The 25667-nt window shown below is 40.3% G+C and carries 28 protein-coding genes; all 28 read left to right on the top strand.

The window, feature by feature from the left end:
• Window positions 1–183: a hypothetical protein gene (locus H4K34_RS02685; RefSeq protein ID WP_210759295.1), complete on the top strand. Its 183-nt coding sequence runs from the start codon at window positions 1–3 to the stop codon at window positions 181–183.
• A 192-nt stretch (window positions 184–375) separates the two neighbouring features.
• Entirely contained in the window at window positions 376–903 is a 528-nt protein-coding gene (locus tag H4K34_RS02680) for a helix-turn-helix domain-containing protein (RefSeq protein ID WP_210759294.1), read from the top strand.
• Between the two features lie 11 nt (window positions 904–914).
• Window positions 915–2216, top strand: a complete 1302-nt coding sequence (locus H4K34_RS02675; RefSeq protein WP_210759293.1) for a nucleotide sugar dehydrogenase — start codon at window positions 915–917, stop codon at window positions 2214–2216.
• Window positions 2217–2233: 17 nt separating this feature from the next.
• The gene (locus tag H4K34_RS02670) at window positions 2234–3214 is read left to right on the top strand and encodes an SDR family oxidoreductase (RefSeq protein WP_210759292.1); all 981 of its coding nucleotides are present in this window, start codon (window positions 2234–2236) and stop codon (window positions 3212–3214) included.
• The gene (locus H4K34_RS02665; RefSeq protein ID WP_210759291.1) at window positions 3207–4223 is read left to right on the top strand and encodes an NAD-dependent epimerase/dehydratase family protein; all 1017 of its coding nucleotides are present in this window, start codon (window positions 3207–3209) and stop codon (window positions 4221–4223) included. The genes H4K34_RS02670 and H4K34_RS02665 overlap by 8 nt, the downstream gene beginning before the upstream one ends.
• Window positions 4224–4226: 3 nt before the next feature.
• Entirely contained in the window at window positions 4227–5096 is an 870-nt protein-coding gene (gene rfbA, locus H4K34_RS02660; protein ID WP_210759290.1) for a glucose-1-phosphate thymidylyltransferase RfbA, read from the top strand.
• Window positions 5093–5485: a sugar 3,4-ketoisomerase gene (locus H4K34_RS02655; protein ID WP_210759289.1), complete on the top strand. Its 393-nt coding sequence runs from the start codon at window positions 5093–5095 to the stop codon at window positions 5483–5485. Before rfbA ends, H4K34_RS02655 begins: the two co-directional genes overlap by 4 nt.
• Window position 5486: 1 nt before the next feature.
• Window positions 5487–5900, top strand: a complete 414-nt coding sequence (locus tag H4K34_RS02650) for a sugar 3,4-ketoisomerase (RefSeq protein WP_210759288.1) — start codon at window positions 5487–5489, stop codon at window positions 5898–5900.
• Window positions 5897–6445 (top strand): acyltransferase, encoded by a 549-nt coding sequence (locus H4K34_RS02645; protein WP_210759287.1) that lies wholly within the window; start codon window positions 5897–5899, stop codon window positions 6443–6445. The genes H4K34_RS02650 and H4K34_RS02645 overlap by 4 nt, the downstream gene beginning before the upstream one ends.
• A gap of 2 nt (window positions 6446–6447) precedes the next feature.
• The gene (locus tag H4K34_RS02640) at window positions 6448–7551 is read left to right on the top strand and encodes a DegT/DnrJ/EryC1/StrS family aminotransferase (RefSeq protein ID WP_210759286.1); all 1104 of its coding nucleotides are present in this window, start codon (window positions 6448–6450) and stop codon (window positions 7549–7551) included.
• Entirely contained in the window at window positions 7548–8429 is an 882-nt protein-coding gene (locus tag H4K34_RS02635; protein ID WP_210759285.1) for a sulfotransferase family protein, read from the top strand. Before H4K34_RS02640 ends, H4K34_RS02635 begins: the two co-directional genes overlap by 4 nt.
• A 30-nt stretch (window positions 8430–8459) precedes the next feature.
• A complete protein-coding gene (locus tag H4K34_RS02630; protein ID WP_210759284.1) occupies window positions 8460–9923 on the top strand; it encodes a lipopolysaccharide biosynthesis protein in 1464 nt (487 codons plus the stop codon).
• Window positions 9911–10777 (top strand): hypothetical protein, encoded by an 867-nt coding sequence (locus tag H4K34_RS02625; RefSeq protein ID WP_210759283.1) that lies wholly within the window; start codon window positions 9911–9913, stop codon window positions 10775–10777. Before H4K34_RS02630 ends, H4K34_RS02625 begins: the two co-directional genes overlap by 13 nt.
• Window positions 10767–11681, top strand: coding sequence for a glycosyltransferase family 2 protein (locus H4K34_RS02620; RefSeq protein WP_210759282.1), 915 nt, complete (start codon window positions 10767–10769; stop codon window positions 11679–11681). Before H4K34_RS02625 ends, H4K34_RS02620 begins: the two co-directional genes overlap by 11 nt.
• A 13-nt stretch (window positions 11682–11694) precedes the next feature.
• Window positions 11695–12891: an EpsG family protein gene (locus H4K34_RS02615; RefSeq protein WP_210759281.1), complete on the top strand. Its 1197-nt coding sequence runs from the start codon at window positions 11695–11697 to the stop codon at window positions 12889–12891.
• Window positions 12892–12902: 11 nt separating this feature from the next.
• The gene (locus H4K34_RS02610; RefSeq protein ID WP_210759280.1) at window positions 12903–13997 is read left to right on the top strand and encodes a hypothetical protein; all 1095 of its coding nucleotides are present in this window, start codon (window positions 12903–12905) and stop codon (window positions 13995–13997) included.
• Window positions 13998–14046: 49 nt separating this feature from the next.
• The gene (locus H4K34_RS02605; RefSeq protein ID WP_210759279.1) at window positions 14047–15123 is read left to right on the top strand and encodes a glycosyltransferase; all 1077 of its coding nucleotides are present in this window, start codon (window positions 14047–14049) and stop codon (window positions 15121–15123) included.
• Window positions 15120–16241 (top strand): glycosyltransferase family 4 protein, encoded by a 1122-nt coding sequence (locus H4K34_RS02600; protein ID WP_210759278.1) that lies wholly within the window; start codon window positions 15120–15122, stop codon window positions 16239–16241. The genes H4K34_RS02605 and H4K34_RS02600 overlap by 4 nt, the downstream gene beginning before the upstream one ends.
• Before the next feature lie 18 nt (window positions 16242–16259).
• Window positions 16260–17204 (top strand): GDP-L-fucose synthase family protein, encoded by a 945-nt coding sequence (locus tag H4K34_RS02595; protein ID WP_210759277.1) that lies wholly within the window; start codon window positions 16260–16262, stop codon window positions 17202–17204.
• 2 nt (window positions 17205–17206) lie between these two features.
• The gene (gene gmd, locus H4K34_RS02590) at window positions 17207–18334 is read left to right on the top strand and encodes a GDP-mannose 4,6-dehydratase (protein ID WP_210759276.1); all 1128 of its coding nucleotides are present in this window, start codon (window positions 17207–17209) and stop codon (window positions 18332–18334) included.
• A gap of 7 nt (window positions 18335–18341) precedes the next feature.
• Window positions 18342–19493 (top strand): glycosyltransferase family 4 protein, encoded by a 1152-nt coding sequence (locus H4K34_RS02585; protein WP_210759275.1) that lies wholly within the window; start codon window positions 18342–18344, stop codon window positions 19491–19493.
• Between the two features lies 1 nt (window position 19494).
• A complete protein-coding gene (locus tag H4K34_RS02580; protein ID WP_210759274.1) occupies window positions 19495–20610 on the top strand; it encodes a hypothetical protein in 1116 nt (371 codons plus the stop codon).
• A 2-nt stretch (window positions 20611–20612) separates the two neighbouring features.
• Window positions 20613–21128: a GNAT family N-acetyltransferase gene (locus tag H4K34_RS02575; protein ID WP_210759273.1), complete on the top strand. Its 516-nt coding sequence runs from the start codon at window positions 20613–20615 to the stop codon at window positions 21126–21128.
• Between the two features lie 3 nt (window positions 21129–21131).
• Window positions 21132–22160 carry a sugar-transfer associated ATP-grasp domain-containing protein gene (locus tag H4K34_RS02570; protein WP_210759272.1) on the top strand — a complete coding sequence of 343 codons (1029 nt, stop codon included), beginning with the start codon at window positions 21132–21134 and terminating at the stop codon, window positions 22158–22160.
• Window positions 22161–22167: 7 nt separating this feature from the next.
• Window positions 22168–22770, top strand: a complete 603-nt coding sequence (locus H4K34_RS02565; RefSeq protein WP_210759271.1) for a sugar transferase — start codon at window positions 22168–22170, stop codon at window positions 22768–22770.
• Window positions 22763–23725 carry a methionyl-tRNA formyltransferase gene (locus H4K34_RS02560; protein ID WP_210759270.1) on the top strand — a complete coding sequence of 321 codons (963 nt, stop codon included), beginning with the start codon at window positions 22763–22765 and terminating at the stop codon, window positions 23723–23725. The genes H4K34_RS02565 and H4K34_RS02560 overlap by 8 nt, the downstream gene beginning before the upstream one ends.
• Window positions 23718–24395: a PIG-L deacetylase family protein gene (locus H4K34_RS02555; RefSeq protein ID WP_210759269.1), complete on the top strand. Its 678-nt coding sequence runs from the start codon at window positions 23718–23720 to the stop codon at window positions 24393–24395. The genes H4K34_RS02560 and H4K34_RS02555 overlap by 8 nt, the downstream gene beginning before the upstream one ends.
• A 2-nt stretch (window positions 24396–24397) precedes the next feature.
• On the top strand, window positions 24398–25447 hold the full coding sequence (locus tag H4K34_RS02550) for an ATP-binding protein (RefSeq protein WP_210759268.1): 1050 nt from the start codon (window positions 24398–24400) through the stop codon (window positions 25445–25447).
• The last annotated feature ends 220 nt before the right edge of the window (window positions 25448–25667 follow it).

Genomic DNA, 25667 nt, shown 5'->3' with positions numbered 1-25667 from the left:
ATGAAAAAGCGAATTGTAATTATTGCCTTTTTTGTGATGGGAGCTTTGGCCCTTAATGCACAACCCTCAGAACCTACTCCGGGAGGTAGCTTTCCGACCCCAATTCCAGGCTTAGCAATTTTGGCTGCAGCCGGAGCTTTGGTGGGAGCAAAAGCGGTTCACTCGAAGAGCAGGGAAAATTGATAATTCCATTTTATAGGAAATTGAAAAGGAGCGCATTGCGCTCCTTTTTTTAGGGGTAACAAAAAATTAATTTTAAAGAACCTATTAATTTCTAAGCACTCTATATATTTGCTTCTTGAGTAGAATTTCTACTCAATTTCAATTGTGAGGCCATTTTCTGTGGGACTCACCAGGCGAAGCCGTATTATAGCTATGCTCGAAACGCTCATTTCTTCTCGAACTCGAATTAAGTTATTACTGAAATTCTTCTTGAATGCTCAGTCAAAAGGTTATTTAAGAAGCCTAGAACAAGAATTTGGGGAAAGCACCAATGCCATACGTTTGGAGCTAAATAAATTTGAAGAAGCGGGTATGCTTTCTTCAGAAACGGAAGGAAATAAAAAGGTTTATCGCGCTAATCCAAAACATCCACTGTTTGATAACCTGCACGGTTTGGTGATGAAGTATGTAGGATTGGATAAAATTGTAGATAATATTACCGAGCGATTAGGCAAGGTAGAAGCGGTTTATTTAGTAGGGGATTATGCAGAAGGTCGGGATAGTGGTATCATCGACCTTTTTGTTTTGAGTTCAGAGCTAAATATGGATTACCTCCTAACATTATTGGAAAAGGCGGAAAAACAGATAGAGCGTAAGATTCGTTACGTACATTTTAAAACGAGAGTAGAAATTGAAAAATTACTGGATCGTCAGAGCCATCTGCTGATCTGGGAGAGTTAAATACTAATAAGATGAAGGATCTGAAAGATTCAAAAATTGCCTTAATTGGATTAGGCTACGTTGGTTTGCCATTGGCGGTAGAGTTTGCTAAAAAATTCCCAACTGTTGGTTTTGACATCAATAAGTCGAGAGTTGAGGAATTAACGAAGGGTTTTGATAGAACGCTGGAAGTTAGCGACGAAGACCTCCAATCTGTTATTTTAAAAAGCTCAGAGGAGTTTAATGGTTCCTCAAAAGGACTTCTTTGCAGTGATTCAATTGCGGACATTAGTGATTGTAATATCTACATCGTAACTGTGCCTACTCCAACGGATGAGCATAATCGTCCGGTATTAACTCCCTTAACCAAGTCTAGTGAGACTGTAGCTAAGGTTTTGTCCAAAGGAGACGTGGTGATTTATGAATCCACTGTTTATCCAGGTGTAACTGAAGACCACTGTGTGCCTATTTTGGAGCGCGACAGTGCTTTGAAATACAATGAGGACTTTTTTGTGGGTTACTCGCCTGAGCGAATTAATCCAGGAGATAAAAACCATACCGTTACCAAAATCTTAAAAGTAACCAGTGGCTCTACTCCAGAGGTAGCTGATTATGTAGATAATTTATATAAGTCGATTATTACCGCTGGTACCTTTAAGGCATCTGGCTTAAAAGTAGCAGAGGCCGCCAAGGTAATTGAGAACTCTCAGCGCGACATCAACATTGCCTTTGTAAACGAACTGGCAAAGATTTTCAACCTGATGAATATTGATACCCACGAGGTATTAGAAGCCGCAGGAACCAAATGGAATTTCTTGCCTTTCAAGCCAGGCCTGGTTGGTGGTCACTGTATTGGAGTAGATCCTTATTATTTAGCACAGAAAGCACAGGAAGTGGGATACCATCCAGAAATTATTTTAGCGGGTCGCCGCTTGAATGATAGTATGGGACAGTATGTTGCATCTCAGGTCGTGAAACTTATGATCCAAAATGAGCTTAAGGTACTGGGTGCTAAAATCTTGATGCTAGGGATCACCTTTAAGGAGGATTGTCCTGATATCCGAAATACTCGTGCAATCGACATTTATCGAGAATTACGCACTTACGATATTCAGGTAGATGTATACGATCCTTGGGCAGATCCTGCTGAGGTGAAAGAAGAATATGGTATTAACTTGATTTCAGAAATTTCCGGTGAGTATGAGGCTTGCGTATTAGCTGTGGCCCATAAGCAATACCTGGAATTGGATTTAAAAAGTATTATTGGGAAGAACAGCCTCATCTATGATGTAAAAGGAGTTCTTCCAAAAGAGAGTGTTAACGCCCGTCTTTAATTATTTAAAAACAAGATATGCAGAGCCCGGATAAGAAGATCAATTTATTAATTACCGGTGGTGCTGGCTTTATTGGTTCCAATCTGGTAAAGCACTTTCTCAATGACGATCGCGTAGCTTTGGTTCGGGTCCTTGATGACCTGAGCAATGGATATTTTGAGAATATTCAAGAATTTACCGAGCACCCCAAATTTGAGTTTATCAAAGGTGATATAACCGATTATCAAACTTGCTTGAAAGCATGCGAGGGCATTGATAAAATATCACATCAAGCGGCATTGGGCTCAGTACCTAGAAGCATTGAAAACCCAATGCGAACCAATGAGGTTAATGTTGGCGGTACGGTAAATATGTTATATGCTGCCAAAGAACAAGGAGTAGAGCGCATAATATTAGCTTTTTCAAGCAGCACTTATGGCGATCACCCCGGTTTACCTAAGGTAGAAGGAAAAGAAGGAAAGCCACTTTCTCCCTATGCTGTAAGTAAAGCAGCCATTGAGCAATATGCTGATGTATTCGGTAAAACATACGGTCTAAATTGGATTGGATTTAGGTACTTCAATATTTTCGGCCCTAAGCAGAATCCCGATAATCCTTATGCTGCAGTAATTCCAATTTTCTGCAAAGCCTTTATTGAAAATGGAGCGATTACCATTAATGGTGACGGAGAAACCAGTCGTGACTTCACCTATGTGGATAATGCTGTTTTGTTAAACCAATTAGGCCTCTTCACTGAAAATCCAGATGCCTTAAACCAAGTGTATAATGGTGCCTGCGGAGATCAGATTAGTCTTAACGATATGGTTTCAATGCTAGAGGAAATCGCTGGCAAGAAAGTTCCTGTTACCCATGGCCCTGAAAGAGCAGGGGATGTAAAACACAGCAAGGCCAATATCGGAAAGGCAGAGGAGCTTTTGGGTTATGCACCTCAAGTACGCTTTGAAGAAGGTTTAAAAGAGGTTTTTAATTGGTATAAAGAAAACTTTTTCAATGACTAAGGCAAAAGTACTAGTCACTGGTTCAGCTGGTTTTATCGGCATGCATACCGCCCTCAGATTAGCTGAAAAAGGCTTCGATGTGGTGGGTATTGATAATCTAAATACCTATTACAGTGTGGACCTGAAATTGGCGCGTTTGCGCGAACAGGGTATCGAGACCAATAATATACAGTACAATCGAATGCTTCAAGGTGTAGAGGGAATTCGATTTTCTCAAATGGATTTGGCAGATGCCTACCTAATTGAAGAACTTTTCGAAAAAGAGTGCTTTGACTATGTTATTCACCTGGCGGCTCAGGCAGGTGTTCGCTATTCTATCGAAAATCCACATGCTTATATAGATGCCAATGTTAAGGGCTTCCTCGACATTCTGGAGAGCTGCGTAAAAAATGATGTTAAGCATTTGGTATACGCTAGTAGTTCTTCAGTTTATGGTCTAAACAAGGAAGTGCCTTTTAAGGAAACAGATCAAACGGAAACTCAGGTTAGTTTGTATGCTGCCACTAAAAAAGCAAACGAGGCTATGGCTCATAGCTATGCCTGTGTGCATAAACTTCCGGTTACCGGACTTCGCTTTTTCACGGTCTATGGTCCTTTTGGCAGACCCGATATGGCCTTGTTTAAATTCACCAAAAGAATTTTGGCAAATGAGCCAATCGATGTCTACAACAATGGTGATCTCAGTCGTGATTTCACTTATGTAGACGATATCGTTGATGGCATATTAAGCTTGGTGAAGAAAAAGCCAGAATCTGAAATTCCTTATGGGATATACAATATTGGAAGGGGTGAACCGGTAGCCCTGGACGACTTTATAAAGGCCATAGAAAAGGCCACCGGAAAAACGGCAAAACGAAATAATCTTCCAATGCAACCGGGAGATGTATTAAGAACTTCCGCGGATACCACGGAACTAGGTTCTTATGTTGGATATTCACCCGTAACATCTATTGAAGAAGGGGTTGAGAACTTTGTTAGCTGGTATAAAAAGTATTATAAAATTCACTAAGACATGAAAGGGATTATACTCGCAGGCGGATCTGGAACCCGATTATATCCGCTCACACAAGGACTAAGTAAACAGTTGCTTCCTGTTTACGACAAACCGATGATTTATTATCCTTTATCAGTATTAATGCTCTCTGGTATTCGCGAGATTTTAATTATTTCGACTCCCAGAGATCTGCCTAGTTTTAAAAGCTTATTGGGCGATGGTTCCAAATTGGGAATAAAACTGGAGTATAAGGAGCAGCCTTCTCCAGATGGATTAGCTCAAGCCTTCTTAATTGGCGAGGAGTTTATTGGAGATGATGATGTTTGCCTTGTCTTGGGTGATAATATATTTTACGGCGCCGGATTACAATCTTTATTGAGGTCTGCTGTTAAGTCGGTTGAAGAGAATAAAGAAGCCGTGATTTTCGGTTATTATGTCCATGATCCCGAACGCTATGGTGTGGCTAGCTTCGACGAAGAGGGTAAGGTGATGGATATTGAAGAAAAACCTGATGAGCCTAAATCTAATTTTGCCGTGGTGGGTCTTTATTACTACCCAAATAATGTGGTAGAAATCGCTAAACTAATTAAGCCATCCAAAAGAGGGGAACTGGAAATCACCTCAGTAAACCAAGAGTACCTGGCTCAAGATGTATTAAGACTCCAAAAGATGAGCAGAGGTTTTGCCTGGTTAGATACAGGTACTCATGAAGCACTTGCTGAGGCTACTGAATTTGTAAAGGCAGTAGAAAAACGAACGAGCTTGAAGATTGCCTGTCTAGAAGAGATCGCCTTTAAATTGGGCTATATCAATGCGGAACATTTTGAAGAGATTGCTCTGGGATTCGGTAAAAGCTCTTATGGGGACTACCTAAAAAGTTTATTATGAAAATCGAATTGTTGAAATTCCCTAAGATTCAAGACCCAAGGGGAAACCTCACCTTCTTGCAAAACAATGATCAATTTCCATTCGAAATTGAAAGAGTTTTCTGGACTTATGATGTTCCAGGAGGCGGACAAAGAGGTGGTCATGCCTATAAATCTCAGCAAGAAATAATAATAGCTCTTTCAGGAGCATTTGATGTGATCGTTGAGAATAGTTCGGGAGAAATCACAAAGTTTCATCTCAATCGAAGCTATTACGGACTTTATTTACCTCCTAATTCATGGCGTCACATGGAGAATTTCAGCACTAATTCTTTAGGACTTCATTTGAGTAGTAGCAAATTCAATGAGGAGGATTACATCCGATCGAAAGAAGAATTTAAAAAAGCTTAATATGATTTTCAATTCTGTATACGATTGTGAGTTAATCCATTTACCCAAAGTGGGTGATAGAAATGGGCACATCAGTGCGATTAATAACAGCACTGAGATTCCCTTTGATGTTAAAAGAGTATTTTACTTATACGATATCCCCGGCGGGGAATCGCGCGGAGCTCATGCTCACAAAGAATGCCATCAATTTCTAATTGCAGCCAGTGGGGCTTTCGAGGTTTTATTGGATGATGGAAATATTCAAAGAGTAATCATGTTAAATCGACCCGATCTTGGATTGCACATACCGCCCGGAATTTGGGCTTCAGAAATAAACTTTTCATCAGGTTCGATTTGTCTTGTATTAGCCTCTCATGGTTACTCGGAAGGAGATTATATACGAGATTATGATGAATTTAAAGCATTTAGAAGTTGATACATCCTCTTGCAGACTGTCAGTCTAAAAACATAGGAAAAGGTACTACTATTTGGCAGTTTTCCGTGATCCTTGAACAAGCTGTAATTGGCGAGGATTGCAATGTGAACTGCCATACCTTTATTGAAAATGATGTGATTCTCGGAGATAGAGTAACCGTAAAAAGCGGGGTTTACCTATGGGATGGATTGCGTGTAGGGAATGACGTATTTATTGGTCCCTCGGTAGTATTTACCAATGATTTAATGCCTCGATCTAAAAGACGGGTGACTTTCGTACCGACCATCTTGGAAGAGGGCTGTTCGATTGGTGCGGGATCAAACATTTTAGCAGGTACCAAAATTGGTGCCTATGCAATGATAGGAATGGGCTCTAATGTAGTGAAGGATGTGCCTGCCTTTGCTATTGTTTACGGGAACCCAGCGAAAGTTATGGGCTGGCTTGACGAATCCGGTGAGAAATTAGTACAAGTGGAAGGCCCTATATGGCGTTCCAAAGAAGGGCAGGAGTTTAAGGTAATCGATAATGTTTTGAATAAGCTATAAGTATGGAAATTCCATTTTTTTCTTTCGATAAAAGAAATCAAGATGTTCGAGAAGAAAGTATCAAAGCTTTCGAGAAATTCTTCGATAGCAAATGGTATGTTTTAGGCAATAACACCAGCGAATTCGAACAGAATTTCGCTCGATTCAATCAAGTTCAACACGCCATTGGTGTAAGTAGTGGATTAGATGCTTTACATTTAAGTTTACTTGCATTGGGTATTGGGAAGGGGGATGAGGTTATTGTGCCTTCCAATACCTATATCGCTTCAGTTTTATCAATATCATTTACAGGTGCAACTCCCGTTTTTGTGGAGCCTCGTTACGAAACTGCGAATCTCAATCCAGAATTGATTAAAGCAGCCATCACCTCAAAAACAAAAGCCATTATGCCAGTCCATTTGTATGGTCAGGCTTGTGAAATGGACGCCATTATGGCCATTGCCAAAGAACATGGATTGTATGTTGTAGAGGATAATGCACAATCTCAAGGAGCGCTTCATAATGGCAGGATAACCGGATCATTTGGGGATATTAATGCTACCAGTTTTTATCCAACAAAGAATTTGGGTGCACTGGGAGAAGCTGGCGCCATTACCACAAATAGTGAAAGTTTAGCGCAGGCTGTTAAGAGCTTACGGAATTATGGTTCTTCGGAACGCTACTACAATGAAGTAAAGGGCTATAACAATCGCATTGACGAGTTCGAGGCAGCCTATCTGAATATAGCATTAAACCATTTGAATTCTTGGAACGAAGAACGAAGCTTTTTGGCAGCTGAATATCAAAAGCGACTTAAAGACGTGAAAAGAGTGGAATTGTTTGAATGCGCTCCAGGATCAACTTCGGTTAATCACTTATATGTGGTTAAAGCTTCAAATCGCGATGCTTTAAGAAAAGAGTTGGCAGACAAAGGTATAGGAACTCAGATCCATTATCCGGTTCCTCCACATTTGCAAAAAGCTTATAGTGAACTTGGCTTTAAAGCAGGTTATCTAAAAATTGCCGAAAAACTCTCGCAGGAAGTGATCAGTCTCCCTCTTTGGCTTGGGATGGAAGTAAAAATGATCGATGAAGTTTGTCGAGTGATAGAAAGCTCCAAATCATGAATAAACCGAATCTGTTCATAGCCGGTTTCCCCAAATGTGGGTCGAGTGCTTTGCACAAAATGATCAGTCAACATTCCGAAATTTACGGAGATTCATTTAAGGAGATTCAAACCTATACCGTCGACAGGAAATATAAAGATCGCTTTAATCCTAATTTTAAATTTTCCTATCCTAATCTCTATTCCCAAGCAAATGGAGAGAAGTATCTCCTGGATTCAAGCACTAGTTATTCTGTCAATTTTAAGGCTATTGAACGAATAATCCAGGATACACCTGAAGCTAAGTTCATTTATATACTAAGAGATCCCTTGGATCGATTAATCTCGCATTACTTGTGGATGTGCAGCTTGGGCTTTGTGGAAAAAGAATTTAAAGCTGAAATCGAATCAGATCTCAAGAACAGCTACGATTACCGAGTTCAATATTGGGGAAATTATAAGAACTATGTTTACCATGGTAATTACAGTTTCCATCTTCAGAACTTATTCTCTATTGTAGACCGTGCTAATGTTTTAATCATTGACTATCAAGATCTAAAGCATGATTATTCCACAGTTGTTAGGAAGATTTTCGATTTTTTAGGCTTGGAGCAAGAAGCGGTTAAGCAAATAATTTCTAATGCTACTAAAAAGGGTTACAATCCCAAAACAAGAAGCAGGTTACAAGTGGCTAAATACCGGGCTTCCAGATTAAGAGATAAGCTCAAAGGCCTTCCGGTGTCACCTCAAATTAATCATCCCTTGAAAAAGGTAGTGGAAGTGCAGCTCGATCAAGCTGTCTTTCTAAAAGATATAATGGCTGAGGAGATCCAAAAGACTCAAGACTTGGGCATTTCTACCGATTCTTGGAGAAGTACCCATGCTTTGGTAAACGGGTAGATTCTTACTGACTAGATTTTTACAATACTTGTGAGTACTAAAGGCGACTTAAGAAGCCAGGCAATTGGAGGGGTAAAATGGAATGGCCTCTCCCAAGCTCTAATGCAGGTTTCATCTTTTGGCTTGGCCATTGTTTTGATGAATCTGCTGGATCCTGAAGATTTTGGCCTCGTGGCCATGGTGACCGTGGTATCTAATTTTTTTGGTGTATTAACTAAATCTGGATTAGGGATTTCCTTAATTCATAAAGATGAGATTGATGCTAGAGATCATAGCACGGTCTTTTTTGCTAGTCTCTCCTTTGGTATCATCCTAGCCGCAATACTTTTTTTCTCTGGTCCTTTTTTGGCCGACTTCTATGGTGAAGCCGAGGTTTCGACCATTTCGAAATGGCTATCGATACCGATAATTTTTATATCGATTGGGACCATACCAGGTAACTTGATCTTGCGGGATATGGAGTATCACAAATCTTTTTATGTGACTCTTGCCGCGATAGTAATTTCGTATCCTGTAGCCTTTATTCTGGCCTACAAAGGCTTTGGCCTCTACAGCTTGGTTATCCAAAAGGTTTTAGAATCAATGATCTATGCCTTAGGTAATTTTATTGCTGCGAAATTGAGGTTAAAGGCTTTCTTTTCATCCCAGTTGCTGAAAGAACATTTGAGTTTTGGCCTACCATTATTAGGATCTAAAACTTCGATATATTGGGTAAATAGCTTCGATAATTTAATCATAGGGTCCATTATGGGGCCAGTGAGCTTAGGAATCTATAGCCGAGGCTTTGCCTTAGCTGTAATACCCTCTCAAAAAATTGGATTTACTCTCTCAAGTGTGATACTTTCCTCTTTTGCCAGAATTAAAAAGGAAAAAGGAAGGGTTGAAAAGAATTACCTGCTTTTGATAAATTTAATTTTATTAGTGGTAGTTCCCTTTTTCATGGTGATTGCGGCAGGTTCCTCAGAAATCATCGCTATAATCGCAGATGAGGAAAAATGGAAAGGGACCGCTCCTATTTTAAGTGCCCTCACTATGGTGGGCTTTGCAAAATTGCTCTTGCAAGTCACTCATAATTTTTTGAACTCTCAGGGCCACTCGAAATTTGATTTTAATTTAAATCTCAGCTATTCCGCACTAATCATTCTAACCTTTATAAGTCTGGTTAATTTCGATCTAATTACTTTTTCCTTTGGTTATGGTATTGTGTCTGTTCTAGGGGCAGTAGTTTGGCTTATTCTGGCATTAAGGCATTTGAAGTTTAATTCATTTCAGGTTCTCTTTAACTTGACCATCAAAGTGCTATTGGCGATTGCGATGAGCATTTCCATCTACTATTTAAAAAATTGGTTGGATTTAATGGATTGGCTGAATTTCCTACTTACCATCGTCTTGGTAGTAGTACTATGGTTTCCCCTGAATTATTTATTGATGGCCAATGATCGCATCTTAACCAGAATGATAATCGATTCACTTTTATCGAAATGGAGAAAGTAGTTATAAATATCGGCGGTTGCATTAGAAGCGGTACCACTCTGTTGAATCTGGTTCTGGGGAATCAAGCCAATGTTTTGGCCTTGGGTGAAATCAAAGCTTTTTTTCAGCCCAATCGCAAGCAACATCTCTTTGACCGAAAAAACTTAATTGCTTCCGATGATCGCTGGCAAAAAATTTACGATGGGGGGCTAGAGAATTTTTACGACAACCTTTTTCAATATTTTAAGGAGTACGATGTCTTTATTGATAGCTCTAAGGATCCTCTGTGGTATTCGAGAATGGAAGCAGCCAATCCTCAGGTAAGCTTCAAGAGTGTTCTTATTTACAAACATCCAAAAGATATGGTGCGCTCCCTGCAAAAACGAGGAGTGAGTAACTATAAGAAGCTGGTAAAGAATTACTACAGCGATTATTTCCAGATTTACCAGGGTACATTCTTCGTGCTCTCATTATACGAATTGTTACAGGATGATTCGGTATTAAAAGCGTTGTGTGAATACACCGGATTGGAGTACAGAGAAGATCGACGCAGTTATTGGCTCAATAAGAATTCTGTGAATTTCCATGGCAGCGATACAGCACGGTCCAGTACAAAGCTTCTTCCAGAAGGCACTCCTTTTAGCCAGGAGGATTTAGAAAGCCTGCGTAATTCAGACTTAAAAGACTGGTACAGATTGTATAAGACTCTATCGTCTAATCGAATAATTGATAATCAAAAGCTGGATGGCCTGCAAATCCTAAATCGTTTCCTTTGCATAGCGCGAAAACAACTCAGTGAAGGGATATTTAAGTTGAGATTATGGGTACGAGATTACATCATGGATCGCAAATGGATCGAAGCTTATGAAAGATAGACCCTACTTTACGATTTTTACCCCTTGCTATAATTCGGAGCGCTTTATTCAAAGGGTATACGATAGTTTAAGTGAGCAGGAATTTCAAGATTTTGAATGGCTTTTAGTAGAGGATTGTTCTACAGATAACACCCTCGAAATCCTAAATGGATTTCAGCAAAAGGCTAATTTGAAGGTTACAATCATCAAAAACGAAAGCAATAAGTTTATAAGTGAAAACTTCAATATTGCTCTAAAGCACGCTCATGGAAAGTTTTTTATTCCTTTAGGTCATGACGATCGCTTTTACGATGAAAAAGGATTGCAATTGATTTGGGAGGAATGTGAGAGAATCATCGACAATGATAAAGTTGCTGGAGTTTGGACTAAGTGCATGACGCAAAGCGGGAAGCTCGTGGGGAAAAATGCCCCGGCAGATTATGAAATTGCCAATTTCTTCGAGGTTTTTGAGAAGTACGTTTGGCAAGTAGAATGGTTCCCATGCTACAAAACTGATATTCTAAAAGACTACCCATTTTACACAGATCAATTGCGTTATTACCCAGAAGGATTGGTTTGGGGACGGATTGCTAAGAAGTATGATCTTTTATTTAGCAGCAAGGTAACTCGCACCTATTTTGTAAATGAAAATGCCAATGCACTTACCAAGCGGTCCAGAACACAGGTAGCACAAGCGGTAGTGGAGCAACAGAAAGTATGGATTAATGACTTCTTCAAAGAAGCCCGTTTTTCAATTAAGTTCAGAATGCGCATTTTGCTTAGTTATATTCTACATAGTATTATCCTTAATAGTAATTATAATAAAGTAGTGGCGGGAATAAAGCCCCTTTTATATAAAGTGGCTACCTTAATTTTGTATCCTCTGATAATGATAGCATATCGCCTGAAATTAGTGAAGGCCTGATAGTAATTTCTGAATGAATAAGGACAGCAAAAAGCAAGGACTTCTGGAAGTGCTACTATACATTATAGCGCCATTTATTGGTTTCTATAATTTCATGGTAAGATTGAAAATGCCCAGCAAATTGGGCTTTTTGGTTTTGGCTGTTCAACTTGGGGCCTCTTTTTACAGTTTTTCAGAAACAGCGGATTTCAACACCTATTTTTTAAGATTGGATCGATTTGATGGCTCATTATCAACGGTGATTATGGGTCTTTTGAGCGGCAAGGATGTGGATATATTGGAAAACCTGGTCTACCTCTTTGTGACCGAGCTTGGCGGCAATCATCAATTTATGATACTGGTATTTATCTTTATAAATGCCTTGCTCTACTACAATCTAGCAAAATTTGTGTTGCCAAAGGTGTCTTACGATGTTTGGTGGACCTATGTTTTATTGTTGCTATTAGTTTTTAGCATTCAACCCATGATGTATATCAACCAATTCAGGTTCTATACCGGCTCCTTATTATTGGTTTATGGGGCTTATCGATATATCAAGAGCGGGAAAATGCGAGATATGTGGTTGTTTATCGTCTTGGCCGGATTAACTCACTTCTCCTTATTTCTCTTTTTGGCGGTACCCATCTTTATCAAGTTAATTCAAAAACAAAATCGTTTCGCCTATATAATTTTACTTAGTTGTTTGGCTTTGGGCCAAAGCTTTGATTCTATTTTGGGGTCTTTGGATTTAGGGCACTCGGCATTTAATGATAGAATTTATGATTATACCGGTGAGATTGGAGTGAATTTACGTGAGCGACTTACCAATCGTGTGTGGTATGCTGTTTATCTTAAAAAGGGAATATTATTGGTCCTAACCTGGATTGCTTTACGTTCGCTTAGCAAAGTTCATGATCTTAAGCAAAGGTTACCTTTGGTAATAGCCATCGCTTTTGTATCGGTAATTGTGCTCACCTTCAGATTTGCATTATCCTTTAGATTTGATCATCTAGGAATCTTTTTACTATCCTTCATCCTCTTGCAGGTAAATTTGGTACATAGCTATAGAGTATGGAAGCTTGCTCTCCTGCCTTTGATCGCTATCTTCTTGGGGATTCAGATTAAGTCATTTCTAGGGATGTTGGATACTTACTGGTTATTTTCCAATCCGATATATGAGCTATTGATACCAAAGGATGGTACCTTAAGTGAAATGATTAATAAAACCTAAGAACTTAAGAAATGTCGGTGGTCAATAAAGTGCGAAAATTACTTCCACTTCAGATCAAATTTGGTTCAAAAACTCCGGTGGTGGTGTTTCATTCGGATGATTGGGGCTCGATCCGAATGCCATCAAATGAGGTGCGAAATGCACTGCATGGTCGAAATGGAATTTCCGCAGACAGCCCTTATGCCTTGTATGATACACTCGCTTCCAAAAATGATTTGGAGCATTTGTTTGAAACATTGGCGGCTAATAGGGACTCAATTGGCAGGCCAGCGATTCTTACTGCCAATGTGATTATGGCTAATCCGGACTTTGAAAAAATCGAAGCATCGGATTTTAAGGAATACCATTTTAAAGGCCTCCGCGAGACTTTCGAAGAATACGGTACATCAGACGCTCTTCAACTTTGGGCGAATGGAATAAAGGAACAAGTTTTTCAGCCTCAATATCATGGTCGTGAACATGTTAATGTTCCATATTGGCTTCAGAAATTACAAGAAGGACACGAAGGAGTACGAAGGGCCTTTGATGCCAGAGTATTCGGCGTGGATTTCGCAGAGTTAAAGCTTCGAAAGAACAATTTTCAAGCTGCGTGGGATTTTGACAATGCAGAACAGGAAGCTTACCTCTTAAAAAGCATTAAGGAAGGTTATCAGGCTTTCACTCAGTTTTTCGGATTTAAATCACTAACGGCAATCGCACCATCTTATACATGGTCTCCGGCAATGGAGAGAATGTTAAGGAAGGAAGGAGTAAAATCCATGCAAAGCATCATTATGCATAAAGTACCAAACGGCGGTAGTGATGTCTACAAAAGAAAAAGGCACTTGATTTATACCGATAAGTATCAAGTTCGCATGGCTTTTTTCGAACCTTCTTTAATGGCCTCAAACTATGATAATGTTGGCGCAGCGTTGGCTAGAATTAAACAGCAAATTTCGAGAGGGAAGCCGGCTTTTATTAGTAGTCACCGACTCAATTTCGTGGGTACTTTGGATGAGTCCAATCGAGAAAGGAACTTGACACAATTAGCTAAACTCCTAGCTGCGATTCGGAAAGAGTATCCTAATGTATTGTTTAAATCAGCGGATGAGCTCTTGCAATCCTAAATGGTATTGCTTGAATTCTAGAATGTAGTAATTCGGAATGTCTGAATTTATGAATACGGATAAAAAAGGGAAATCACTTAGTCTGGTTATTGCCTCATTAAGCTCCGGGGGAGCGGAACGAGTGATCTCCTTATTAGCGAATAATCTGGCGGATCAGGTGGCACAAATCAATTTGATTGTCTTAACCCAGGGGCCGAGGTTTTATGAGCTTGATCCCCGTATAAAGGTCTACGAACCGGATTTTAAAATTGAAGATTTAGGCAGACTCAAGTTTACCATTCGCAATTTTCTGTGGCTGCGTTCCTTATGGAAGAAGTTAAATGCCAGTGCCGCTCTTTCTTTCGGAGGGAAATACAATGCCTTTGTGTTGTTAAGTGCTCTTGGTAAGGGGCAGAAAATATTTGTTTCCGATCGCAGTAGACCCTCTATTAGCTATGGAAAATTTCTTGATAAAGTAAATCCAATAATTTACCGTCGTGCTGCCGGAATCGTGGCTCAAACTGAAAGAGCTAAAACCCTGATGGCACGAGCAACTGGACACAAGAACATTAAAGTAATTCCTAACCCCGTGCCACAGATTCCAGAAGGAACTGAAATGCGCGAAAAGGTTATTTTAAATGCAGGGCGATTTATAGGCTCTAAGCATCAAGATTGGCTGATTCAATATTTCGAACAAATTGAAGATCAAGATTGGATCTTGCGATTTTTAGGTGAAGGTCCGCTCTGGGATAAGGTTAAAGCCAAAGCAGCTCAAAGTCCCAAGAAGGAGCAAATAGAGTTCTTAGGTAATGTAAATCCTATTGTACCTTATTATCAAAAGGCTGGAATTTTCGCCTTCACTTCTACATCGGAGGGTTTTCCCAACGCACTTGGAGAAGCTATGAGTGCTGGATGTCCAGTGATAAGCTTTGATTGCGAAGCCGGACCAGCAGATCTAATTGAGAATGAGGTTAGCGGCTATTTGATTGATGAGGGAAATCATGAAGATTATATAAATAAACTAAAACTGTTGGTTGCGGAATTTAATAAGCGTGAAGAACTTGGAGCAGCGGCTCGGGAACATATGAAGCGCTTTGAGGAGACCGAAATCTGCATGAACTACCTTAATTTTATGCTTGCCTCATGAAATTGATGATTAATACTGCACATCAGCGATTTGGCGGAGCTGTGCAAGTAGCGCTGTCTTTTATCAATGAATGTCGTGCCTTTCCTGAACATGAATATTTTGTGATGCTCGGTCCGGGCTTGCAAAAATTAGTGAACGTGGAAGAGTTTCCTGAAAATTTCCATTTTGAAAAATTTGATTTCGGTGCCATAAACTTTCGCAAGTCCTTTGCTATTCATAAGGCAATGAAAGCCATGGAAATTAAGTATAAGCCTGATGTAGTTATTTCCACTACCGGACCAACTTATTTTCATTCCAAGGCACCTCAAATTATCGGCTTTAACCTACCGCTCTATCTTTATCCGGAGTCGCCCTATGTGCAGACATACACCGGGATGCGAAAGCTGAAATTTGCCTTCAAAAAGAAGCTTCATTATTATTTCTTCAAGCGTGATGCTTCCGCCTTTGTTACTCAAACCGATGATGTAAATCAGAGAGTACGCAAAGAACTGGGATTTGATAAGGTTTATACAGTTACTAATACTGCAAGTACTTACTATAATCAACCAGAGACCTTCGCCAATAAATTAGCACCGAAGGCTGAGTCGCTTTACCGTTTCGTAACCATATCCGCTTTTTACCAGCACAAAAACCTGGAGCTAATTGGCGATGTGGCTAAAGTTTTGGAACAAAGAGGTCGAAAAAACTTTGAATTTGTTTTAACCATAAAGCCAGAGGAATTAGAGCGGGTTTTTAAAGGACAAGCACATATCACTACAGTTGGCCCGGTTCCTCCTAAAGAATGTCCATCTCTGTACCGTGAGTGTGATGCCATGTTTCTGCCTACCCTCGCAGAGTGTTTTTCGGCCTCATACCCAGAAGCTATGATTATGGACAAACCCATTATCACAACAGATTTAGGCTTTGCCCGCAGTATTTGTGGAGATGCAGCGCTCTATTTCAAAGCAAAAGATGCCGAAGCAGCTGCTGATCAAATCGAAAGATTGTTAGATGATAAAGAATTAGAGGCGACCTTGATAGCCCAAGGCCATGAAGAATTAAAAAAGTTTGACAGTCCGCAGGAACGGGCTAAAAAATATATCGAGCTTTGTGCCTCAATGGCGAAGGCGCAAGCATAATTTATAGACCCCTGATTTATGAAGATTTACATTGCCGGACATCGCGGAATGGTTGGATCAGCAATTTGGCGACATTTTGAAAATAGCGATCAAGAAACAGAACTCATCGGCAAAAGCAGCAAAGAACTGGATTTACGCAATCAGGCTGCTGTAGCTGATTTTATTGCAAGTGAAAAGCCGGATGTTATCATTGATGCCGCTGCTAGAGTAGGAGGTATCCTGGCAAATAACGATTATCCCTATCAGTTTTTAATGGAGAATATGCAGATTCAGAATAATCTGATCAGTGCTTCCATTGCTAACAATATTCAAAAGTTTGTATTTCTAGGCAGTTCTTGCATTTATCCAAAATTGGCTCCTCAACCCTTAAAGGAAGAGCATCTCTTAACCGGATCTTTGGAACCCACCAATGAATGGTATGCAATAGCAAAAATTAGTGGCGTAAAAGTGACAGAGTCTATCCGCAAGCAGTTTGGTTATGATTACGTAAGCCTAATGCCCACCAATTTGTACGGGCCTTTCGATAATTTCGATTTGCAAACTTCGCATGTACTTCCGGCTATGATCCGCAAGTTTCATGAGGCCAAAGAAAATGGCCATGCTCCAGTAGGCTTGTGGGGCAGCGGTTCTCCAATGCGTGAGTTCCTGCATGTTGACGATCTAGCCAAGGCAGTAGGTTTTGCTGTGCGCAATCGTTTAGAGCATAACCTCTATAATGTGGGCAGTGGAAGTGATTTGTCCATTAAAGAATTGGCCGAAAATATTCAGAAGGTAGTAGGCCATCAGGGCGAAATTCAATGGGATACCACTAAGCCAGATGGTACACCTCGTAAGTGGATGGATAGCTCCCTTTTAAGAGCAATGGGATGGGCCCCTGAAATTGGCCTAGAAGAAGGCATTCGTGATACCTACCAATGGTTTCAACAAAATATCAATCAAATTAAGGAAGTTAAACTTACCTAATCATGAAGACAGCTTTAATCACCGGAATCACCGGACAGGATGGTTCCTATCTTGCTGAGTTATTATTAGAGAAAGGGTACATGGTTCATGGAATCAAGAGAAGATCATCCCTATTCAATACGGATAGAATTGATCATCTATACCAAGATCCTCATGATCCAAAACAGAGACTTAAACTTCACTACGGAGATTTAACGGACTCCATGAACTTGACTCGAATTATTCAAGAGGTACAGCCCGATGAAATCTACAATCTTGGGGCTATGTCTCATGTTAAGGTTTCTTTCGACTCTCCTGAATATGTAGGTAATGTTGATGGCCTTGGAACCCTACGAATTTTAGAAGCGGTTAGACTGCTGGGTTTAACCGAGAAGACTAAAATTTATCAGGCTTCTACTTCAGAATTATATGGCGGAATGCCCGAGAATAAGAATGAAAATGGTTTTTACGATGAAAACTCTCCGTTCTATCCTCGTTCTCCTTATGGCGTAGCAAAAATTTATGGATTTTGGATTACCAAGAACTATCGTGAAGCTTACAATATGTATGCCTGCAACGGTATCTTGTTTAACCACGAATCCCCTAGAAGGGGCGAGACCTTTGTAACTCGTAAAATTACCAGAGCGGTGGCAAAAATTGCCTTAGGTCTTCAAGAGAAGGTTTACTTAGGTAATCTTGATGCCAAGCGCGATTGGGGTCATGCCAAGGATTATGTTCGCATGATGTGGATGATCCTTCAGGCTGATAAAGCGGAAGATTGGGTGATTGCAACCGGAATTACCACCACTGTGCGCGATTTTGTGAAAATGGCCTTTGCACAAGTAGGTATTAGCTTGCGTTTTGAGGGTACTGGAGTAGATGAAAAGGCTTTTGTTTTGGCATGCAGCAACCCGGCTTACCAATTAGAAGTTGGTAAAGAAGTACTTTCTGTAGATCCTTCATATTTCAGACCCACTGAGGTAGATTTATTAATTGGTGATCCCTCAAAAGCTAAGAATAAATTGGGCTGGGTTCCAGAATATGATCTCCAGGGACTGGTTGAGGATATGATGGAAAGCGATATTAAATTGATGAAGAAAGACATTGATTTATTAAAGGCAGGTCATGAAGTCTTAAAACAAGAAGAATAAAGGACCTATGCCTACTAACCGAAAGTTAGTTATACTCAATCAAGCTTCAAATTACCTGACTATTGGCTTTGCCAATGCCTTTAAAAAGGAGTTTGATGAGGTAGTTTTAATGACAGGCAGTGTCCACGTTCAAGGCGAGGAGCTCGATAGTCAGATAAAAATTCAATCCATTAATCGTTGGTATGAGAGCCCGGCTTCAAAAAAAATGAAGTCTTACCTCTTGGCCATGTTTAAGATGTGGTGGCTTTTAATGACTAAGTACCGCAAACACGAAGTCTATTTTGTGTCGGTACCCCCTATGGGTTACCTCTTGAACATTTTCCTGCCTCATCGTTTTAGCATGGTAATTTGGGATGTATATCCTGATATCTTCAAAATTACCGGAATGCAGGAAAGTCATCCTGTATACCGAATTTGGGCGTGGTTAAACCGTAGATCCTTTAAAAAGGCCTACCGGATTTTTACGATCAGCGAAAAAATGGCTGAACTGCTCTATCAGTATGTAAGTCCCTCCAAAGTCTTGGTTCAGCCAATTTGGTCCATATTTCAGGATAACAAGAAAGTCTCTAAGTCTGAAAACCCTTTTATCCAGGAGCACAATCTCCAGGGTAAATTTATCATTCAGTATTCTGGTAACATAGGATTGACTCATAATGTGGAGGCTTTGGTTGATATTGCTGAGCTTTTACAAAACGAAACCAATATCCTAGTTCAGATTATTGGAAGAGGTCCTCGCAAGGCAGTATTGGAGCGCGTGGTTAATGAACGCCAATTGCCCAATTGCCAGTTTTTACCTTTTCAATCGGATGAGATGTTTCCTTATTCATTAGGAGCAGCCGATATGGGTGTGGTGATTCTTGATGAATCTACTAGTAAAGGTAGTGTACCCAGTAAATCGTATAATTTGATGTCCTACGGTATACCTTCCTTGTATATCGCTTCGGAGGATTCTCAACTAGCTTTATATGCGGATAAGTATGAGCATGGAAAATGCTTCAAGAAATCAGATTTACAGGCCGCTGCAGATTGGATAGTGGAAGTAGCCAAAAAGCCGGAAGAAATGAAACGAATGAGTGAGAATGCGGTAGCAGCCAGTTCTGACTTTAAACGGGCTAATGCGGATAAGTTTGTAGCAGCCTATTGCCAAGAATCCAATTAAGATGAAAGCCTTAATCAGTAATCATATTAAGAATATCGGCGGGTGGACCAGCTCTCGAAAAATTCTGGTTTTCGCTGTGGATGACTATGGCAATGTTAGATTGAACTCCAAAGCGGATCGCGACGCGTTGCTTGCCGATGGGATGCAAACAAAATCGCGTTTTGACTTATACGACAGCTTGGAGTCCAAACAAGATTTGGAGGCACTTTATGAAGTCTTAAACAGTGTTAAAGATAAACATGGTAAGGCCGCCGTATTTACACCATTTGCGGTTTGTGCTAATATGAATTTCGAAAGGCTTATCGAAAGTAATTTTGAGGAGCTTGAAATTGAAGATCTGCCAACAACTTATTCTAAACTGGCTAATCTCATGCCTACTTCTTATGATGGCGCCTGGGATAGCTGGAAACAAGGGATAGCTGAAGGTTTTCTTCAACCACAGTATCACGGAAGGGAGCATTTCAATCAATTCTTTTTAAAATCGGAATTGGCAAAGGCAAATCCCGCTGTGCATAAGGTCATTGCTAGACGCAGCTATTCCTTCCAAAATGATAAAGAATACCCTTCGATCTCCTATACTGCCACTTTTGATTTTTCGGATAAAGATCAGCTTCCGAAACTCAAGGAGATTGCTGTAGATGGCGTAAATCGCTTTGAAGCGGTTTATGGTTATCGTCCCATTCATTTTATGGCGCCTACTTCCAAGGCTCATCCAATGGTATTGGAAGCATTAAAGAAGGAGGGGATCGAATTTGTAGACCAAGGGAGAGTGCATGTTCAACATCAGGGGGATGGAGTATACAGTAAGGATCGAAATGTAATAGGCAAGAAAAATCCTCAGGGGCAAACTGTTTTAGTTCGCAATGTGGTATTTGAACCTAATGCAAACTCAAAAGCGGTGGCCATTGCTTTAAAGCAAGTGGAAGCTGCTTTCAGAATGCGAAAGCCTGCCATAATAAGTTCTCATAGGGTGAATTTCTGTGGACATATTGAAGAGTCGAATCGGAGCCAGAGTTTGGCCGATTTAAATAGTCTTTTAAAGCTAGTGGTTCAAAAGTACCCGGAAGTAGAATTTATGGGTACGGGTGATTTGTGTAGGATAATGGCAAATTCATAAAGGTGGCAAGGATTGTACTTTTTAAAGCAGAAAAAGTGGACCTTAAAAAAGAGGAAGTTCCATCTGATTTCGCTTTAAGATACTGGCGACCTGGTATATTTAACTGGAAGCCCAAAGGAAAGCCCCTCAAATATTACCTCTACACAGTTTTTCATTTTACGGGTATATTTAAGAATAGGTCCTTTGCTTATATCGAGCTCTTGGATGTGAAAACCGGAATTTCTGCAGCATCCCTATTAGTTGTTCCGGCGCATTTTAAATATCCTTTCATGAAGAAGAATGACATCCAGTTCACTTATGTAATGACCAAATCGGAGTTTCGAGGCAAGAGATTGGCAATTTTGCTTTTGCAAGAGGCCTGGACTCGCAGAACTGACAAATCCGGAATGGCTTGGTATGTTACCAATACAGATAATACTGCATCAATCCGAGTAGCTGAAAAAGCCGGTTTTGCTTTGGATGGATATGGAAAACGAGAAGGTGGTTTGTTAAACAGGTTAAAAAAAATTGAGAGCTAGGCCATGAAAAAAGCGGTAATGAGAGTCATTTACCTGGGCTATTATTTTAAACAGTTAGACTGGGAAAAATATCGGCACTTCATTAAGTATACCAGTAAGGAGACTAAGATTCCAGGTCCAGTTTTGGTTTGGAAATCGATGTGGAACTCAATGCTTTATAATATTTCACTTCTGGAATATTTTCAATTTCACTTCTATCGGAAAACGAAAGAAGAAAAGGAAAAATGGGCCGGAACTGGCTATATGTACGAGTTTCAACGCGTAATGAACCCCATGTCTTCTCGGGATATTTTGGATGATAAGCGGCTCTTTTTTCAGCGTTATCGCAAGTTCTTTGTACATGAAGTGTATTCCGACAAAGAGTTTTATGAGGATCCTCAGATTTTCGAGAAGCTTAAAAATGCGGTCTCTGGAAAGATTGTAATCAAGGCCTCTGATGGGAAGTGTGGAGCACAGGTGAAAATTTTAAATACCGATGGACTTACCAGAGAAAAGGTTATTTCTCAGTTGAAGGAGGATAAGTATGATATGGTGGAGGAGTTTATTATCCAACATTCTGAATTGACCCGTTTAGCTCCAAAAGCAGTGAACACGGTTCGAATTTTCACCCAATTGAATGATAAGGATGAGGTCGAAATTTTAGGTTGTCGCCAAAGGCTCTCTGTCTATTCCAATGTAGATAACCTGGCCGCGGGTAATATTGCGGCTCCTATTGATGAAAAGACCGGTAAAATTATTGGACCGGGAGTATATAGTGATATTAGCAAGGAGCCTGAAACTGTCCACCCGGTTAGCGGTGTTGAAATTGTTGGTTTTCAGGTTCCATTATGGAAGGAATGCTTGGCTTTGGCTAAAGAAGCAGCCTTATTTGATAAAACCAATCGTTCTATTGGTTGGGATATTGTTGTTACAGAATCAGGACCCGGGCTAATTGAAGGAAACCACGATTGGTGTAAATTGGTATGGCAGTTGCCGGTTGATACTGGCATGAAGAGCACGCTTCAAGCACATTGGGATCAATATCAAAAATAGCCTGGAGATGTACAAACTGTTTCTTAAGCGCACGGTTGATATTCTGGTATCATTTATCCTATTGACGCTTCTTTCTCCCATTTTAATTCTTTCTGCTCTACTCATTGTTTTAAGCTCTAAAGGACCCATCTTTTTTCGCCAACTTAGGGTTGGCAAGAACTTGAACACCTTTAGCATATTGAAGTTTAGAACCATGACTCACGAAAAGCGTGAGGTTGGTGATAAACCTTTAATTGGAAAAGCCGCAGGGGTAACCCCGGTAGGTTATGTCTTAAGAAGATTGAAAATCGACGAGCTACCTCAATTAATTCATGTGTTAACGGGCCAAATGAGTTTGGTTGGGCCTCGTCCCAGTATCCCAGCTCAGTTAGAAAATATGAATGAGGAGCAAAAGCGCCGTTATTCCATTCGCCCAGGATTAACTGGCTTGGCTCAAGTATCTGGAAACATCCATTTAAGTTGGCCACAGCGCTATGAGTTTGACCTTCGCTATGTGGACAATATTAGTCTTCCCAATGACCTCCGAATTTTGCTGAGAACCGCATTTTTAATTGTGAGAGGGGAGGAATACTATTTGAACAAACCTTTAAAAATTCACACTCATGCCTAATCTTTCTCTTCCCAAGAATCCGCGTATCGCCATAGCTGGAAGCGTTAATAGTAGCGCTCGAGTATTACGAAAGCTCATAGAACATAATATGAATGTTCAGTGGGTTTTAGGTCTAGATCCTGCGGTTTCCAAAAACGTAAGTGGTTTCAATGATTTAGGACCAATAGCTGAATCAGCCTCTTTGGACTTCAGTTATTTTCAAAAATTGAATGATGATTGGATTCTCCAGGGAATCAAGGATCGTGAAATCGATTTGTTCTTCGTTATAGGCTTATCGCAGTTGGTTCGCAAAGATTTACTGGATGCACCTAAGGTTTCTTGTATAGGTTATCATCCTACTCATTTACCGAAGGGCAGAGGCAGGGCTGCGATTGCCTGGATTATCATGGAGAAAGTAAATGCGGCGGCGTCATTTTTCTTATTGGATGAGGGAACAGATAGCGGGCATATCATTGCTCAAAAGCCAACTAAACTGGATGGCACAGAATATCCTCAGGAAGTAATTGACAAGATTATGGTTTCGATAGATGAAGCCATGGATGAGGTGCTTCCAGATATGAAAGAAGGTATATTGGCATATCAGGAGCAAGATGAAACACAAGCAAGCTATCTGGGTAAAAGGGCACCGAGTGATGGATATCTTGATTTTGAACTCCCCGCTGTAGATTTGCAACGCTTAATTCGAGCTGTATCTCATCCCTTACCGGGTGGAATCACTTTTTTAGGTGATAAGGAGATTAAAGTATGGCGCGCAGAAGTTTGGAATTCGGAAGATATTGTTGGAGTTCCTGGACGAATTGTAAAGCTCTTGGAAAATAGCTTTGTGGTATGCACCGGAGACAAGCATCTGGAAATTATTGATTGGGAAGGAGTGGAGCTTTCAGAATTAATTGAAGGTCAAAAACTAGGAATTAACTGGGTCGTATTATATAGAAAATTGTTTGTAAATGGCTAAAGTATTAGTAGTTGCACCTCATTGTGATGATGAGGTATTGGGCTGTGGAGGCGTCATAGAGAAACATGCTAAAGCAGGAGATGAGGTATATGTTCTGATGATCACGAATGGACATATTGGTGCTCCAGAGCTTTTTAAAGCTGAAGACACTGCTCAAAACCGGGTAGAAGCTCAAGTAGCCAATGACTTCCTGGGTGTTAAAGAAGTAATCTTCTTTGATTTCCCCGCGCCAAGATTGGATAGTATTCCATCTTATACTCTTTCCCTAGCGATTAGTAAGGTTATTCGCGGAAAAGAAATTGAAATTATGTATATCCCACACAAGGGAGATATCCACCGTGATCACTTTGTTACCCATGAGTGTTCTTTGGTAGCAGCCAGACCAATTAATAATTGTCCGGTTAAAACCATTTATGCTTATGAAACTCTTTCCGAAACGGAATGGGCCATGCCATCACAGAATGAAGCATTTATCCCAACGGTATTTGTAAACATTACCGATCATATCGATAGCAAAATCGAGAGTTTCGCTAAGTACGAAGGTCAGGTCAAACAATTCCCGCATCCTCGCTCAGCGGAATCGATTCGTGCACTGGCAATGCATCGTGGAGCTACCGTAGGCTTCCATTATGCCGAGGCTTTTATGTTAATAAGAGATATTAAAAACTAAGTATGCGAATTTTAATCACCGGAGTTGGTGGACCAACCCCAAGATCCATTGCCCTTCATTTAAGAAGAATTTATCCGGAGGCAGTTCTCATTGGAACTGACATTCATGAAAAGGCTATCGGATTCCATTTGAATGGACTTTTAGATGAGTATGAGCAAGTACCTCGTGCCAGCAATAAAGCAGCCTATTTCGAAGCCATTCATGGATTAATAGCCAAGCATAAAGTTGAATTAGCCTTCGTTCAACCCGAGTATGAAGTATTGGCTTGGGGCCATTATTTCAATGAGAAGGGTGAGTATCCATGTCCAACTATTATTCCACCAATAGAACATGTGGAGCAATTAATGGATAAGGCCATGATGGCGGATCTTTTTAAGGAAACCAACTTTATTCCTAAAACAGTGAAGTTGATTAATGGTGAAGCCGTTGATTACGATCTGGTAGAAAGAGAAATCGGATATCCATGTTGGATTAGAGCATCGGTAGGTTCCGGAGGTTTAGGTTCCCTTCGCTTGAACAGTAAATCTGAATTAGAAGCCTGGTTATTTATCCATAAAGACGTTCCTGTATTTACGGTAAGCGAATTTTTAACGGGCCGACACTTAGCTAATCAAATGCTGTATTCGAATGGCAAATGTGTGGCAAATGCTGGATTGCACTGTGCAGAATATGTAATGGCCGATATCGCTCCATCAAAGGTTACTGGGAATACATCCTACGGACTAATGTTGAATGAAGAGGATTTATTAGCACGTTGCGAAGAGGTAATGGCCTATGTGCAGGAAAGTACAGGCGTAAAAGCAAATGGAGTGTATAGCTTCGACTTTAAAGAGGATGATCAAGGCCGTTTATTGGTTACTGAAATCAATATTCGTCATATGGCCTATACGGGCATTATGGCACAATGTGGCTTTGATTTGATTAAGGCTAGTGTAGAGCTGATTCAAGGCAATTACGAGGCACCGGCAAGCAGTTACCACCAATTTGATAAGGATTATGTGTTCTTGCGTGATGTTGACATTGAGCCCATCATTCTAGACAAGCCTTTTTAAATCCAAAAACCAATTAGAAGCGTAAGGCTCTCGATTTTCTGAGGTGAGCTTAATTCATAGCTTACCTTAAACCCATAAATACATTGGAATTTATTGAAAGGTCATCCAGAGAATTCTGGATGACTTTTTTTTGTTTAATACAGCCCTAACCAAATTAAGGAGCAAAAAAAAGCCGCACTGATTATGCGGCTTTTTTAATGATGTGCGCTCAACAATGTGA

Origin of the sequence: Croceimicrobium hydrocarbonivorans (genome assembly GCF_014524565.1) — a bacterium.
Lineage (GTDB): Bacteria > Bacteroidota > Bacteroidia > Flavobacteriales > Schleiferiaceae > Croceimicrobium > Croceimicrobium hydrocarbonivorans.
The sequence above is the reverse complement of the archived record's forward strand: the minus strand, read 5'-3'. Positions and strand labels throughout refer to the sequence as shown.